Source organism: Tahibacter aquaticus, from assembly GCF_004363655.1.
GTDB classification, from domain to species: domain Bacteria; phylum Pseudomonadota; class Gammaproteobacteria; order Xanthomonadales; family Rhodanobacteraceae; genus Tahibacter; species Tahibacter aquaticus.
The window spans coordinates 42,600-57,871 of record NZ_SNZH01000002.1; the positions used below are offsets into that span (position 1 = coordinate 42,600).

Consider the following 15,272-nt stretch of genomic DNA (forward strand, 5'->3'; position numbering starts at 1 on the left):
CTCTTTGTCTGTCTGTCAGGCAGCCAACCGTTCGGTCAGCTGCAGGATCTCGTTGATTTCAGCCGGGCTGAACACGCCACGGATGCCTTGCGGATGGATGACCGTGAAGGGGGCGTTGATCAGGTCTTTCTTCTCCACCTTTTCGCGCTCGATGATGAAGCCCTTCAGCAGGTTGAGGAATTCCATCTGCCGGCTGCCGAGCGTGGTGTGGGCGCGGATGAATTGGTCAAAGGCGGCGCTGACCTCGTCCGGAAAGCTCCTGAGCACTTCAATACCCAGGATGTGGCGGATGAACTGGATGAAGCGTGCCTTGCGGTTCTTGTAGACCTGACGCAGCAGGTCTTCGGTGATGTGCGGGTGTTCTTCGTGCAGCAGTTCGGCCAGTTCGTCGGCCTCTTCGCTGCTCACTGCCTCGCCGTTCTTGATCTTCTGCAGCACCACGTTATGCGCGGTGAGTTCGGCAATCAGGTTTTCCACCATTTCGCGGTAGCGGGTGATGCTGACCGCCTCGTGCTGTGGGCCGAACTCCACCCATTCCTTCTTGTGCAGTTCATCGGCCAGATCGAGTTGGGTTTGCTCCCGGCCGGTGGATTGCTCGCGGAATTTCATCAGCGGGCCGAGCTTGGCGACCAGTTGGTCGAAGGCGTCTTCATCCGCCTTGGCCCAGTAGTGGCCAGTTTGCGCGGCGCGGATCAGGGCCTCTTCCTGCTTGACGAAGCCCACGGAGAGCGGCAGTTCGCTGATCTGCTCGACGACGCCTTCCTTGAGGGTGTCGGCCTGTTCCTTTTCTTCGCTTAAGACGGCCAGCGAGTACTCCAGCAAGTCGCGTTCGAAGCGCATGGCCTTGAAGTCGGCCTCGGACACGGTGCGGAACAGCGGCTTGATTTCTGCGCGCAGGAACTCCAGCCGGTCGTGGCTGAGGCTGATCCAGAAGTTGTCGTCGTCCAGCCGCGCCAGCGCAGCGGCGGCTTCCTTGATCACCACCGACTCCCTGGGTAGCGCGGCAATCTGCAGGCGGAGTTTGGCGACTTCACGCGCGGCGATGTCGGTAAGGCCACTGTCCTTGGCCTTTTCGATCTTGTCGAGGCGCAGGCCCACAAGCCGCACTGGCAGCGGCAACTGCGGTTTGAGCTCCTTGCCCTTGGGGTTGAGCTTGAAGTATTCGAAGTTGTCCCAGCAGTCGAGGATCAGGAACACATCCTTCTCAAGGCACCAAGGCTTGGGCTTGCTGGATTCCAGCAGGCGGGTGCCGCGTCCGACCATCTGCCAGAACTTGGTGTACGAGTAGACCGGCTTGGCGAAGACCAGGTTGACGATCTCGCGCACGTCAATGCCGGTGTCGAGCATGTCCACGCTGATGGCGATGCGCGGCATGTCGTTGTTAGTGAACTGATCGAGCAGACCGCCTTTGCCGTAGACGCGAGGGTCGTCCGACACCAGCACCTTGGCCAGCTCACCGTGGTACTGCGGGTGCAGCTTGTCAAAGATCTCTTCTATGCGCCGCGCATGGGCCTTGGTGGCGCAGAAGAAAATAGTCTTGCCCGGCAGCACACCGTTGGCGTCCTTGATGGCTTCTTCCATGAACTCGCGGACAATCAGGGTGTTGGTGCCCTTGTTGATAACCTGCTTTTCAAGCTGGGTGCCCTCGAAGTTGATGTCTTCAACCTCCTTGCCCTGGAGGATCAGCTTCTTCTGGTCTTCCAGCGAGATGGTGCGCTTGCTGATGCCTTCCATCTGGAACTTAGTCTGGATCTTCATGACCTGGAAGTTGCAGAGATAAGGCGGCACGTTGTTCACGGCTTCCTCATAGGTGTAGGCAAACGTGGGAATGCCATCTTCGCAACGGAAAAGCTGGAAAGTGTTGTGGTCGATGATGTCGGTTGGTGTGGCTGTCAGGCCTAGCGTGATGGTCTTGAAGTAGTCCAGCACTTCTCCGAAGGTGTTGTAGATGGAGCGATGGCTTTCATCGACGACGATGAAATCGAAGAAGTGCGGCGACAGGTGCTGCGCTTCGTCCCGGATGATGTTGAGCATCGTCGGGTAGGTGGCGACATACACACGGCGGTCCGTCGCGATCAGCTTTTCACCCACATTGGGCCAGCGCGGCTCGTTGGGCATGTGCTCCTTGAAGGCGGCCAGTGCCTGTTCACGCAAGGCGATACGGTCCACGAGGAACAACACCTTCTCTGCGTGGCCAGCCCGCATCAAGGCATCGACCATGGCGATGCAAGTGCGGGTCTTGCCGGTGCCGGTGGCCATCACCAGCAGAAAATCGCGCTTCTTCTGTTCGATGCCTTCGAGCACGGAGCGTATGGCGCGGATTTGATAATCGCGCCCGGCAATCGAGGTGTTGATGAATTCCTGCGTCAACGGCTTGCGATTGCGTCGGATGTAGGCAAAGCGCTCCAGATCATCACGCGTTGGGAAGCCGACCACCTTGCGCGGCGGCGCGTTTTCCAGATCCCAGAAATAGAGCTCGTGACCGTTGGTGTAGAAGCAGAACGGCAACTCACCGCCCAGCTGCTTCTGGATGTTGTAGCAGTACTGCTTTGCCTGCTCGCGGCCAATAGCGGCATCGCGACTGGTCTTCTTGGCTTCGATGACCGCGAGGGGCTTGCGGTCTTTGCCGAGCAAGACGTAGTCGCTGAACTGGTGTCCCTCATAGGGTGTGCGTGGCTCGGCCACGCCTACAGACGAGGCGGTGAGGATGTCGAACTCCTCAACAACCTGGGCCGGATCTTTCACGTCCCAGCCTGCCAGAGCAAGTTGCTGATCGATTAGCTCCGATCTGGTTTGGGCCTCAGTTTGCGTCACTTGTTTGCTCCCTCTCGCCGCTTGGTGACGCTTATTGATCGTTCTGATCAAGGCTTTGCGAGCCGGGACCCATCGCACTGAGCTGGCGGCATGGCCGAGTTCAGCGGTAGGGCAGAGCGCCTTCGCGTTCGCCGGTGCCGGTCGCGTGACGAACGTCCACACCGCCGACCAGGCCGTTGCAGTTTTGAATCAGCGCATTGGCCAGGAAACTCAGTTTGGCTTCCCTCCCGATGCCCTAGCGCGCCTACGCATCGATCCGTCTCACGATAGGTTGGTCATATCATTGTCGCTCAACGGCTGGGTTTCTCGACAGCCCGCCAGGTGGTCAGCTAACAAACTTCAGCGGTGAAACTCGAGACTTAAGAATACTCAAGCCAATGTTTCTCAAAGAATTCCTGATGCTGGTGTCATCAATAGAGCGGAAGTCTGTGTGGACGAACGGGCGTTCCACACAAACTTCGGCCTTCCTGCTGCACCAACTCCCCCTCGCTGCCCAGGGGGCAAAACAGCGATGTGTGTGCTGTTTGCACAAACATTGCTTCGGAACGAGGCTGAAGCAACGAATACAGCAATATATTCAATGGTTTAATTGAAACCTTGGATGGTTGGAGCAGCCTCGCCACGCTCGCGCTCGGTAATGGCGTGAACCCCTAACGCCGTAGCGAGGTGCGTCTTGCGCGTGCCAGTGCCACCGAGGAACACCACGTTCTCCGCTTTGTCGGTGAACGCGAGCGTGGCGAACTGGTCGATCTGACGACGCTTGACCTTGGATTGGTCGAACTCGAACCCGGCCAGATCACGATGCACCGGGAAGCGCGCCGCCTGCATCTGGCACGCGACCAGCCAGAACGCGCGGCTCGCGCACAGCTTCACGTGGGCTACCTGCACCCGCCGCCAGATGCCGCCGATCACGATCCCCTCTTCGCTCCAGTCGAACTGGAAGGCCTCATGGCCCTGGATCTGCCCACGTCCGTGGCCAGCCTGATGCGGCTCCAGTTCGAGGCGGTCAACGTGACGATCAACTTCCAGTGCGGAACGTTCGTCGCGTCCGGCAATATCCAGCTCAACGTCGACGCATCGCTCTGAAGAGCATCGGGTCGGTTTCAGACAGGCGCTTTGCGCGCTCCACATCCGGTAAGTCCGGACCCGAAGGGCTTCGACACGAATGCCAGCCGTCGAAGGAGCCGCCATTGCCTGGGCAGTGAACAGGAGAAGCCGAGCGTCGGCGACCGACGCTCGGCTTTCGGCACACAGACGTGGTTGCGGCCGTTGACCTTGGCGCGATACAGCGAGCGGCCGGCAACAGTGAGGACGTCACCGTCGCGCCGGCAGCGCGAAGCCGGCCATTCGCCGAGGCTCACGGTCACAGTCGCAGCACCGTGCCTGGGCGTTCGGCGCCAGCGATGCGCGCGCCAGGCACCGGCACCAGGCCAGCCCGGCTGCCAGCAACGCCCGGCTGCTTTTTGGCGGTCCTGATTCGGCTGCCCACCCAATCCGACGCGGCCCTACCCCTCGCGCCTCGTCCGCTCCAGTGGAGTCGTCGTCCGCCCCCGGGGCCGCAACGGCCGGACGACGGCCAACCATCTATCTCTATATCCGGAAGTCGAGAAATATTGCGCGTGCCCGTGCCCGTGCCGGGCCGCGCGCCCCTCTGCCACAACAGCTGCAATAGGCATCTGTCAAGAAAGTCTCTCTCCATCCTTGCACAGCTGGTACCCCTTGCGCGGGGCGACCGACAGGCGCTGTCACCGCCAGCTTCCCGGTGTAGTAGGGTTTACGCTCGACGCCACGCCAGTGGGAGCCGGCCAGCATCCGCGCCGCTCGCGAAACCGAGGCGCACACTGCCGCCGCAAGCAAGCGAGGCCGCAAGGCCAAGGAAACCGCATGAGCGACAGCAACGGCGAACTTATCCTCTACCGCACCGAGGACGGCCGTACCGACATACACCTGCGCGCTGCCGACGGCACCGTCTGGCTGACCCAGGCCGAGATGGCGGACCTGTTCGCGACCACGCCGCAGAACATTACCCAGCACGTCCGAACGGTCTATGACGAGAGCGAACTGGTGGAAGAGGCAACTTGTAAGGACTACTTACAAGTTCGTTCAGAGGGAGGACGGGAAGTACGCCGTAGCGTCAAAACCTACCGGCTGGAGATGATCCTGGCAGTCGGCTTCCGAGTCCGTTCCTCGCGTGGCGCCGAGTTCCGGCGCTGGGCCGGCACAACCTTGGCGGAGTATCTGGTCAAGGGCTTTCTCCTCAACGACCAGCGGCTGAAGGACGCCGAGCGCGCCGACTACTTCGACGAGCTGCTGCGCCGAATCCGCGACATCCGCAGCTCGGAGAAGCGCTTCTACCAGAAACTGCGCGACCTGTTCAAAGCCGGCAGCAGCGACTACGACGGCACCGCGCAGACCGCCAAGACCTTCTTCGCCACCATCCAGAACAAACTGGTGTACGCCATCACCGGCCGAACTGCCGCGCAGCTGGTCGTGGAGCGGGCCAATGCGGAGGCTGAGCACATGGGGTTGATCCATTGGGTGGGCGATCGGGTCCGCAAATCCGACGCCATCGTGTCGAAGAATTATCTCGACGTGCAGGAACTCGACCAGCTCAACCGGCTGGTCACCATGTTCCTGGACTTCGCCGAGGATCGCGCCGTGCGTCGCATCGAGACGCGCATGGCCGACTGGATCACCCAGACCGACCGCTTCCTCAGCTTCAACGAGCGCTCGCTTCTGACCGGCCCTGGCCGCATCTCGCATGAACAAATGGAGGCCATCGTCGGCGAGCGCTATGCCGCTTTCGATGTCCGTCGCCGCACAACCGAAGCGCTGGCTGCCGATCAGGAAGCCGACGACGACTTGAAGCAGCTGCAGGCCGAGGCCAAGCACCTCGCCGTCGCCAGGAAGACGGACAAGCCGCAACCATGAACAGCAGTGCCCTCGTCCAGAAGATCCGGAATTTCTGCCACACCCTGCACTACGACGGCTACAGCTACTCCACCCTCGTCACCCGCGCCGGCAAATATCACGCACGCCACCCTCTCGCTATGCGTTCGCCACTCGACGCAAAAAACTGATCGTTTCCATGCATCGACCATGCTGAGCCAACACTTCCTGTTCTTCTTCGCCATGCTCGGCGCCTTCAATGGTCTTGGGGCGGCATCGTTTCTCTGGTGGCAGGCCAAGGGCGAACCCACGCCGCGCTGGCTGTCGCTGCTGATCCTCGTGGTCAGTGTGCGCACGGGAAAATCCGTGGCCTTCCATTTCTGGCCGGATATTCCCAGAACCGTTCTGCAGATCGGCCTGACCGCCTGTTTCCTGATCGGGCCCTGCCTGTTCTTCCTGGTGCGCTCAAGCCAGAGCGATACCTCCGGTCCCGGGCGCGCAGACCGCTGGCACATCGCCGCGCTGCTGGCCATCGTCGCTGGCGTGAACCTGTTCCTGCCCTATGCCGGCCATGCCGATCTGTGGCGGCACGCGATCACGCCGGCCATCACCTACACCTGGCTGGGCTATCTGCTGCTTGCCACGGCGCAGGTATACCGCCATCGCACACGGCTGGCGGGAACGCCGTCGGGCCCGCTGCTGCTGGGGGCGCTGGGCGGCATCTGGTTCATCTGGATCGCCTACTACACCTCCGGCTATACCTCCTACATCGTCGGCGCGCTGTCGTTTACCTTCGTCCTCGCGGTGAGCGTGCTGGTCTATCTGCGCCTGCGCCTGGGCCAGGCGCCGATCGAGCCTTACCAGGACCGCCGCATTCCCGAAGCCGAGGCCGCCGCGCAATTGCAGGCCCTGGCCGAGCTGATGGCGCGCGAACACCTGCATCGCGAACCCGGCTTGACCCTGCCCCGCCTCGCGCGCCGGCTCGGCATACCGCAGACCCGCCTGTCGCAGCTGCTGAACGACAACAACCAGACCTCGTTCAAGCAATACCTGGCGCAACTGCGCGTGGCCGAGGCCAAGGCGCTGCTGCAGCAGATGCCGCCGAAGCCGCTGGAAGCCGTGGCCGAAGCCGCCGGCTTCCAATCGATGTCGACCTTCTACAGCGCCTTCAAAAAGCGGGAGGGCATCACACCGGCGGCATTCCGCGCGGCCAGGACCGACTCCTGAAAGCGATTCCCGCACTCCGGAAAAATACTTCAACAGCTTGATCTGAAAGGGATCGAATAGGGTGCAGGCTCCTCCCCACGAGCTGGCGCCTATGCACGCATCTCGCTTCATCCCCTCCCTGCTGCTACTGCTGCTGTCTGCCTGGCCGGGCGGCGTTTCCAGCGCCCCGGCAGCCCAGCGCATCGCCGCACCTGCCGTCACCGAGCGTGCGCTGACCGACGCACGCGCAGGGCAGACCGGCAGCCTCGCCTCCGTTGCGCAGGCCGGCAGCCAGCAACCCGCCCGCGGCAGCCAGGGGCGCATCCTGTTCATCCTGGCCAGCAGCAAGGTCCACGGCACATCGGCGCTTCCCGCCAGCATCAGTTTCGGCGAGGTCGTGAATGCCTGGGATACGTTCCAGGCCGCCGGGTATGCAGTGGACTTCGTCTCGCCTGAGGGCGGAGCCGTGCCGATCCTCGACAGCTATGTCGGCAAGGACATGCAGCCTCGTTTGAAGGACGAGTCCATCATGAACGGGCTGCGCAACACCGCCACACCCGCGCAGATCGACGCCAGCCGCTACCGGGCCGTCTATTACGTCGGCGGCAGCAATGCCATGTACGGCGTGGCCGAGCATCCCTTGCTGCAGAACATCGCCATGCAGGTCTACGAGCGCCATGGCGGGGTGATCTCGGCTGTTTGCCACGGCACGGCGGGCATCGTGAACCTCAAGCTCGCCAGCGGCCATCACCTGGTATCGGGCAAGCGCATCAGCGGGTTCCCCGAAGAACACGAAGAGCAGGACGCTGCCTACTTCAAACAATTCCCTTTCCTGATCCGCAAAACGGTCGAAAGCCGCGGCGGCTCGTTCCATGTCGTGAATAACGACGCGCCGCACATCGAAGTCGATGGCCGGCTAGTGACGGGGCAGAACTACGCCTCGGCGACACCGGTGGCGAAAGCCGTTGTCGAGGTTCTTCGCCAACTGGCCGAGCCACAGCCGAAGCCGGGCACGGCGAAAGGCTGACCGGCCGGGATATCGCCGGTCTCGCGGCGAGGCCGCGCCACAGTTACCGACTCAACACCACCCAGGACACCTATGAAATTGTCGATCCGATCCGTTGTTTTCGCAGCAGCCCTGCTGCTTCCCGCGTCTGTCATGGCGCAAGGCAGCGAGCGCGATGCGGTGAATCGCGTCATGCAAAAGATGATGCGTGCGTTCGAGGCAGGCGACGCCAATCTGGTTTTCGAAGTACTCCGGAAAGACGGAGTCGTCGTCGGATACTCCACGTCCAAAGGCAGTGTGGTCACGCAGACCGCGGAAGAATGGGCGAAAGGATTCCCCGGCAAACCGGCCGACGACGAGGCCCAGCGCAAACGCAGCTACGAAATCGTCGATGTGTCCGAAAACGCTGCGGTCGTCAAAGTGATGCTGGACTATCCCGGCTGGAAGGGGCTGGACTACCTGGCGCTGTCGAAGATCGACGGGAACTGGATGATCGTGAGCAAATCCTGGAGCGGTCAGCGTAAACCGTAAGCGCCGTAGCACGCGCTCAAGCCCACCGCTTCGCAGGCAGGGCACGCCCGATGGAATGTCGCTGGCGTGCCCTGTGCGCAACAGTGGGCGCACTGCCTCAACGCACGATATTCACCGCAATCGCCGGCGTGACATGGCCCGAGGTGTTGCGGCCCGCGACAATCGCGCGCACGCCGAGCAGCACGCCGACATTGGCGTTGATGTTGTACTCGACGGCCGGCGCGAGCGCGAACGACCGGCTCGGTCCCGAATCGAATACCGTCGCCGCGCCGCGCGCGTCGAAGCCGCGCACGCGGGTGTTGTGCGTGTGGCGGTACACGGCATCGAGCGCGAGTACCCACTGGCGCGTGACGCTGTATTCCCACGCGGCGTTCGCGACAAAACTCGCGCCCGGCTGCGCCGTGCCGCGGAAACCGTCGTCGGTGCCATAGACGCTCGCGTCGGTCAGGTGCACGCGATCGGAGAAGGTCTTCGTCAGGTTCAGGCGCATGCGCAGGATGCGCCCGTTCGGCATCCAGAAATACGTTTGTGAATAAATGCCGAGCAGTGTCGAATTCGCGCCGCTGCCGAAGCCGTCGCTGGCGCGCTCGCCGAGGCGGTCGTACTGGCCCGTGGGCAAGGTCTGCTGCAGGGCGAGGGAGATCGTCGGCAGCCAATGCCCGGGGCGGAACTGGCTGAGGCGATACTGGGCATGCACCGACAGATCACCCATGCCGATACCCGAGCTGCTCAGGCCTTGCGCCGGTTCGTTGTAGCCGAAGGTGGGAATCAGACTCAGCGAAAACGTATCGGTCACGCCATACGTCATGTACGTCAGCGACCCGTAGCTGTGCGAGCGCCCGGTCTTGTGCCGCTTGACGTCGCGGTCGAAGGTGGCCTCGCCGCGCACGTCGTAGAAATACGGCTCGATAAGAAAGTGGCCACGGGGCAGTGTCGATGCGGAATTGGCCAGCATCGGGCCTGTCCACCACGCTTCGTCCAGCGATTGGCGCTGTGCTGCCGGCACCTGCGCGGCGGCACTACTGGCGGCAAACAATAGCGAAAAAAATATCTTGTGCATTAGGCGTCGCCGATGCGAAAGGGAAGATGCAGCCACGCGTTACGCCACGCAGCCTGGGCGCGTCGCCGGCACTTCGCGAGTACCAATTGCGCTGGCGCCGTGCACAAAGTGGTATTCAGGACAGAATGGTGTCGTTGGCTAGGGGCCATCGTGCGGCGCAGTCGCCGCGGCGGCCATCCGCTTGTTGCGGTTCTGCGCGGGAAGGCCAGCAAGGCTTACCGGGTGGGGCCGGGGTATTTCCCCGATCTGTTCCACGGCTTCATGGTCGATACTGCAAACCCCATCGACCGTAACCGCCCATGTCCATCGTCCTTACCGATTTCGCCCGCGCCCGCCTGTTTCCGCGCGAGCCGCGCCGCAACACCATCCAGGACTGCACGCCGGAGCAGTTCCAGCATCACCTCAACACCGTAGCCCCCGTGGCGGTGCTCGACGGCTACGCGCCGTTCTGCCAGCTGCACGTGCACCGCAACTGGACATCGACGCGGTGCTTTGCCGCGCCCATCACCGACGCCAACCGGCATCTGCTGCGCTCGGACTACGAAGCCCGCACGCGGGAAGAATTGCCCGTGCTGGTGCGCTGGTTCGAAGGATTCGAGCCGCCGGTCGCCAACTTTCTCATCGCCATCCTCTACAACCGCGAACAGCTGGCGGCCGAGGGCACGCTGACCACGGCGGACTGGGGCGTGGTCGGCTGCCTGTACACCGCCGAGCCCGAAGAAACGCCGATGACGCCGATCACCCTGATGCGCAACGCCCTGGGTGTGGACGAAGGCGGCTCGGGCGTGCCGCTGGACCGCGCGGCCTACCAGCGCAGCGTCGAATTCTGGCGCACGCACGCGAACTGGCGCGGCTAGGCCGGAAACACGGCGGCGGCGGCCGGGTTGTGGCCGACTACCGCCGCACTACGGGCGGCTAGGGCTGCTTCACCGTCGTAACCAGCGTCGGCAACTCCCAGGCACCGCCGGCCGCGACCAGCTTGCACTGCCCCGTCGTCGCCGCGGCGGTGTGCAGGAATGCCTGGCCATTCCAGCTCCAGCTGTTCGTGCTCCAGCAGTCGCCGAGGCCGCGGCCTTTCTGCGCCGAGGAAATCTGGCCGTTGGTGTAGTCGGAAGCCATCGTCGTCACCAGCGTGGCCGCGTACGGCGGCTTGTCGTCGACGACCCAGTAGCCGCTGCCCTCGTTGTAGGCAGCCATCCAGCATTGCAGCGACACCAGCAGCTTGCCGGCCGACAGGCGCTGCACGCCCAGCGTGCCCTCTTCGTCATCGTCATCGCCCTCACCATCGGCCTTGGGTGGCGCGCAGTCGTCTTCCTTCACCGTCGCCAGTACCGCGCGGCGCAGCGCGGCATCGCCGGCCAGGGCGAGATCGGCCGCCGTCGTTGCCGGCTGCTTCGGCACCACGACGACCGGCACCGGCAGGGCCGGCAATACCTTGGATTCGTCGCCGTCGCCCTTGCGCACCAGCGCGCCGGGTGTACCGAGACGGCCCTGGAATTCGTCCATCTTCAGCAGCACCGTCGAGGCGCCCTGGTCGGACAGCTTCCAGCGCAGGCCGCCGGCCACGAAGGCGATGGCGCTGTCGCGCCGCAGCGCCGCCAGCAGGGCGTCCACCTGGGCCGACGACAGGTCGCCCTGCAATTCGCCCTTCGCCAGCGCGACCTTGCCCAGGTCCTGCTCGCCGATCCGCAGCAGCAGATCGGTCTTCGGTGCTGCCGCCTGGTCGTCGTAGCTGCCCAGCATCACCTGCCCTTTCACCGGCTTGCCCGGCCCCGCTTCGCGCGTCAGCAGCACCGATACGGGCGGCTCGTCGCCGTCGCGCTGGTAGCCGGCGGCGCGGCAGGTGCGCGTGTTGTCGCAGGCGATTTCCCAGTCGTTGTGGGTGAAGGAAAGGCTGGCCGGCGGCGCGGCGACGGTGGTGACGGGAAGCAGTGCCAGCAGCGGGATGGCGAGGCGGGTTGGCAGGAAAGGCATGCGGCAGAGGCTCGATCGGCGATGGTGAAGAACGCACGATAGCCCGGAATCGCGGCCATTTTCAGGCACCAACGGCCGAGACAGGGCCAGGTCGGCGAAGCCGCTGCCTTTTCACGAAACACAGCGAACCGTATCCGCGGCCCCGACGGCGACGTGATCGACAACGCGCACGCCCTCCCATGCCAACGCCGCGCGCAGCGCTACGGTCACGGCCAGGTCTTGCGCCGACGGCAGGCTGCATCCGGACGGGTGGTCGTGCGCGAAAGCGAGGAACGCGTGCCGGTCGTTCTCAAGTAAATCGCGGCAGTTACACCGTTAAATTGACAGACCCGTTTTATCTGCTCCCGATCAGTTCAAAGCTGCTTCGGCGCAGCTCTTTCCTGCAAGCGACCAGATCTGAACGGATGCGACGCCGCTCTTTCCTGCAAGCGACCAGGTTTTCGCTGCTCCGGACCCGGTCAAACCGGAAACCGTGCGGGTTTTTTTCCCGCGACCGACCAGGTCTGAACGGATACGACGCCGCTCTTTCCTGCAAGCGACCAGGTTTGAACTGCTGCGACGCAGGTTTTCGCTGCTCCGGACCCGGTCAAACCTGAAACCGTGCGGGCTTTTTTCCCGCAACCGACCAGGTCTGCACTGATACGACGCCGCTCTTTGCTGCAAGCGACCAGGTTTGAACTGCTACGACGCAGGTTTTCGCTGCTCCGGACCCGGTCAAACCTGAAACCGTGCGGGTTTTTCCCGCAACCGATCAGGTCTGAACGGTTGCGACGCAGGTAGAAGCCGGGCGTTCTTAGTCGAACCCGTCGCTGAACACGCCCACCGGGTCAGGACCATCGACGGCACTGTCGTTGGCCGGGTCTGTATCGATAGCCGTGTTCGGTGCCAGCACGCTCACGCTGTAGACGAGTGACGTTTCCGGCAGCCCCGGCACGCTGCCGCTCAGGGTGTATTGCAGGCTGCTGCCGGCCGGCAGGTCGAGCGTGGCGTCGATGGCGCCCGTGCCGCTGGCGGCGGGACAGGCGGCGCCGCCGCTGCTGGTGCAGGTCCAGGCGATGGACGTGAGCGTGCCGGCCGGTTCGTCGACGAGCTGCGCGCCGCTGACCGGGTTCGGCCCGTCGTTGCCGACCGCGATCTGGTAGGTGACGGTGCTGCCGCCGGCGACGAAGCCGGTGCCGTTGTCGACGCTGACGCCCAGGTCGACCGGCGCGCGCGGCGTGACCGGCGCGGCCGTGGCTGCCGGCCCGGAGCCGGCGCTGTTGACGGCGCGGACCTCGCAGGTGACGGCGACGCCGTTGGTCAGCCCGGTCACGCTCAGCGGCGCGGTCGCGCCGGTCGCGCTGCCGCTGCCCGGCGAACAGGTGGCGTGGTAGCTGCCGGCGGTTTCGCCGCCCCAGTGGCTGGGCGCGGCGAAGGCGAGGCTCACTTGGCGGTTGCCGGGCGTCGCGACGACCGAGGCCGGGGCCGCAGGCACGGCGGCATCGACGACAAGGGTCAGGTCGCCGCTGGTGGCGCTGCCGATGGCGTTGGTCGCGCTCAGGTGCACGGTGGCGCTGCCGATGGCGGTCGGTGTGCCGCTGATCGTGCCGGTGGCGGCGTCGAAGGCCAGGCCGGCCGGCAGGTCGCCGTCGGCGATGCTCAGCAGCGGCGCCGGCGAACCCGACGCGCTGACGGTATAGCTGTACGGCGTATTCCAGGTCGCGCGCGGCGGTGCGAACGCGGCGAACGCGGGCGCTACGCCGGGCGTCACGCTGGCGGCTGCGATCGATGGCCCGGTGCCGGCGCTGTTGACCGCGCTGACCACGCAGACGACGGCGGTGCCGTTGGCCAGCCCGGCCACGGTCAAGGGCGAGGCGGTGCCGCTGGCGCTGCCGCTGCCGGGCGAGCAGCTGGCGTGATAGCTGCCGCCGCTTTCGCCACCCCAGTGGCTGGGTGGCGCGAACGCCAGGCTCACCTGGCCGTCGCCGGGTGTCGCGACCACGGACGCTGGCGCCGCCGGTACTACGGCATCGACGACGAGGGTCAGGTCACTGCTGGTAATGCTGCCGATCGCGTTCGTCGCCGTCAGATGCACCGTCGCGCTGCCGATGGCGCTCGGGATGCCGCTGATCGTGCCGCTGGCGGCGTCAAACGCGAGGCCGGGCGGCAGCGTGCCATCGGCCACGCTCAGCACCGGCGCGGGCGAACCCGTCGCGCTGACGGTGTAGCTGTACGGCGTGTTCCACGTCGCGCGTGGCGGCGCAAACGCCGCGAACGCCGGCGCGACGCCGGGCGTCACGGTGGCGAACGGCGCCGACGCGATACCACCGCCGGCGCTGTTGATCGCGTTCATGGTGCAGGTGACGGGCTGGCCGTTGGGCAGGCCCTGGGCGACGATGGGCGATGTCGCGCTGCTGTAGGCAAAGCCGCAGAACGCGTTGAACATCGTCGCCACCTCGTTGCCGTCGCCAGTTACCGGCGTGAAGTAGATGGTGACCTTGCCGTCGCCCGGCACCACGTTGTCGATGACCGGCGGCGCGGGCCAGCCGGGCGCAATGATGATCGAGAAGGGCTGGGTAACCGTGGTACTGCCGCTCACTGCTTGCAGCACACCGGTATACGTGCCGATCTGCGTCGGCGTGCCGCTGATGACGCCGCCGGCGGCGATGGCGAGCCCGTTGGGCAACGCACCGCTGCTCACGCTGACCGTCGGCGCCGGCAGGCCGGCCGTGGTGACGGTGAACGTATACGGCATATGCCAGGTGCCGCCGCTCGGTGGCGCGCTGGTGATGGCGGCCACAATCGGCGGCTGGAGAAAGCGGCCGATCGCCCAGGGCTGCGCGTTGGCGCCGAGGTCGATGGTGCCGGCGACGGCGTGCGTGGCCGTGTCGATGACGCTGAGCGAATTGCCGTCGCGGTTCGCCACGTAGACGCGCGTGCCGTCCGCCGTGATGTCGATGCCGTAGGGTCGCGCGCCGACGCTATAGGTGGTACCGGCGGTCAGTGTCGCCACGTCGATCTCGACGGTCTGGTTGGCGAGAAACTGCGTGACGTACAGCGTCTGCTGGTTCGGCGACAGCACGATGCCGTTCGGTGCCTTGTTGCTGCCCAGCCCGACCGAGCCGACGACGGTATTCGTCGCTGTGTCGATCACACGGACAGTACTGTCGCCGGCGTAGGCGACGTAGGCGCGCGTGCCGGCCGCATCGAGCACGATGGCATTCGGCAGGTTGCCGGTGACGATGGACTTGACGATGCTGCCGCTGACGAGGTCGATCACCTGCACGGTGTTCGGCGACGCCGTCAGATAGCCGCGCGTACCGTCCGGCGACACGGCGAGCCGCTGCGGCTGCGTGGCAACCGGCCAGGTCGCGACGACGCTGTTGCTGGCGGTGTCGATGACGCTGATGGTGTTGGAGCTCACGTTCATCACGTAAAGGCGGCTGTCATCCGGCGACAGCGTCGCGCTCCAGGGCTGGGTGCCGACGGTGACAGTGGTGACGATGGCGCCGCTGGCCGTGTCGATCACGGCGACCTTGCCGGCCGTCTGCAGCACCGCGTAGACGCGCTGGCCGTTGCGGCTGACGGTCGACGCCAGCGGCGCCCCGGACAGCACGATGTCAGCGACGGTGGTGCCGGTCGCGAGGTCGACCTTGGCGATCCTCGTGGTGCCCGCCTTCGGCACGAAGGCGAACGGCGCGGCGCCGGCGACGCCTACGTAGAGCAGAAGAGCAGAGAGGCCGGCGAGTAGCCGGCGCGCGCGCGTGAACGATTGCATGAGCAAACCCCTGAGAGAAACACGGGACTACGGTC

11 protein-coding genes and 2 pseudogenes are annotated in these 15,272 nt (G+C 64.7%); 7 read left to right on the forward strand and 6 right to left on the reverse strand.

Annotation, left to right across the window (positions count from 1 at the left end; genetic code table 11):
- Positions 1–15: 15 nt before the first annotated feature.
- Both DFR29_RS03085 and DFR29_RS03095 read right to left on the reverse strand, forming a co-directional pair.
- The gene (locus DFR29_RS03085; RefSeq protein ID WP_133817109.1) at positions 16–2,814 is read right to left on the reverse strand and encodes a type I restriction endonuclease subunit R; all 2,799 of its coding nucleotides are present in this window, start codon (positions 2,812–2,814) and stop codon (positions 16–18) included.
- Between the two features lie 585 nt (positions 2,815–3,399).
- Positions 3,400–3,762, reverse strand: a pseudogene (locus tag DFR29_RS03095) (ATP-binding protein); the annotation flags it as partial.
- Between DFR29_RS03095 and DFR29_RS28955 the strand changes: the two are divergent.
- The 6 genes from DFR29_RS28955 (at position 3,763) to DFR29_RS03115 (ending at position 8,446) form a co-directional block, all read left to right on the forward strand.
- A complete protein-coding gene (locus DFR29_RS28955) occupies positions 3,763–3,900 on the forward strand; it encodes a hypothetical protein (RefSeq protein ID WP_166653839.1) in 138 nt (45 codons plus the stop codon).
- A 798-nt stretch (positions 3,901–4,698) separates the two neighbouring features.
- On the forward strand, positions 4,699–5,745 hold the full coding sequence (locus DFR29_RS03100) for a virulence RhuM family protein (RefSeq protein ID WP_133817110.1): 1,047 nt from the start codon (positions 4,699–4,701) through the stop codon (positions 5,743–5,745).
- Entirely contained in the window at positions 5,742–5,894 is a 153-nt protein-coding gene (locus tag DFR29_RS28960) for a hypothetical protein (protein WP_166653843.1), read from the forward strand. The genes DFR29_RS03100 and DFR29_RS28960 overlap by 4 nt, the downstream gene beginning before the upstream one ends.
- A 19-nt stretch (positions 5,895–5,913) precedes the next feature.
- A complete protein-coding gene (locus DFR29_RS03105) occupies positions 5,914–6,930 on the forward strand; it encodes an AraC family transcriptional regulator (protein ID WP_133817111.1) in 1,017 nt (338 codons plus the stop codon).
- Positions 6,931–7,021: 91 nt separating this feature from the next.
- The gene (locus DFR29_RS03110) at positions 7,022–7,936 is read left to right on the forward strand and encodes a type 1 glutamine amidotransferase domain-containing protein (RefSeq protein ID WP_133817112.1); all 915 of its coding nucleotides are present in this window, start codon (positions 7,022–7,024) and stop codon (positions 7,934–7,936) included.
- A 72-nt stretch (positions 7,937–8,008) separates the two neighbouring features.
- Positions 8,009–8,446 (forward strand): nuclear transport factor 2 family protein, encoded by a 438-nt coding sequence (locus tag DFR29_RS03115; protein WP_133817113.1) that lies wholly within the window; start codon positions 8,009–8,011, stop codon positions 8,444–8,446.
- Between the two features lie 97 nt (positions 8,447–8,543).
- Here the strand turns inward: DFR29_RS03115 and DFR29_RS03120 are convergent, their stop codons facing one another.
- On the reverse strand, positions 8,544–9,506 hold the full coding sequence (locus tag DFR29_RS03120) for a transporter family protein (protein ID WP_133817114.1): 963 nt from the start codon (positions 9,504–9,506) through the stop codon (positions 8,544–8,546).
- A gap of 299 nt (positions 9,507–9,805) precedes the next feature.
- On the opposite strand from DFR29_RS03120, the gene DFR29_RS03125 reads away from it, so the two are divergent.
- Complete coding sequence (locus DFR29_RS03125; RefSeq protein WP_133817115.1) at positions 9,806–10,363, forward strand: DUF3228 family protein; 558 nt, start codon at positions 9,806–9,808, stop codon at positions 10,361–10,363.
- A 58-nt stretch (positions 10,364–10,421) separates the two neighbouring features.
- Here DFR29_RS03125 and DFR29_RS03130 read toward each other — a convergent pair whose 3' ends face one another.
- The 3 genes and pseudogenes from DFR29_RS03130 to DFR29_RS03140 form a co-directional block, all read right to left on the reverse strand.
- Entirely contained in the window at positions 10,422–11,480 is a 1,059-nt protein-coding gene (locus DFR29_RS03130) for a DUF1176 domain-containing protein (RefSeq protein WP_133817116.1), read from the reverse strand.
- Positions 11,481–11,591: 111 nt separating this feature from the next.
- A pseudogene (locus DFR29_RS03135) lies at positions 11,592–11,741 on the reverse strand (JAB domain-containing protein); the annotation flags it as partial.
- Between the two features lie 532 nt (positions 11,742–12,273).
- Positions 12,274–15,237 carry a putative Ig domain-containing protein gene (locus tag DFR29_RS03140; RefSeq protein ID WP_133817117.1) on the reverse strand — a complete coding sequence of 988 codons (2,964 nt, stop codon included), beginning with the start codon at positions 15,235–15,237 and terminating at the stop codon, positions 12,274–12,276.
- Positions 15,238–15,272 lie beyond the last annotated feature (35 nt).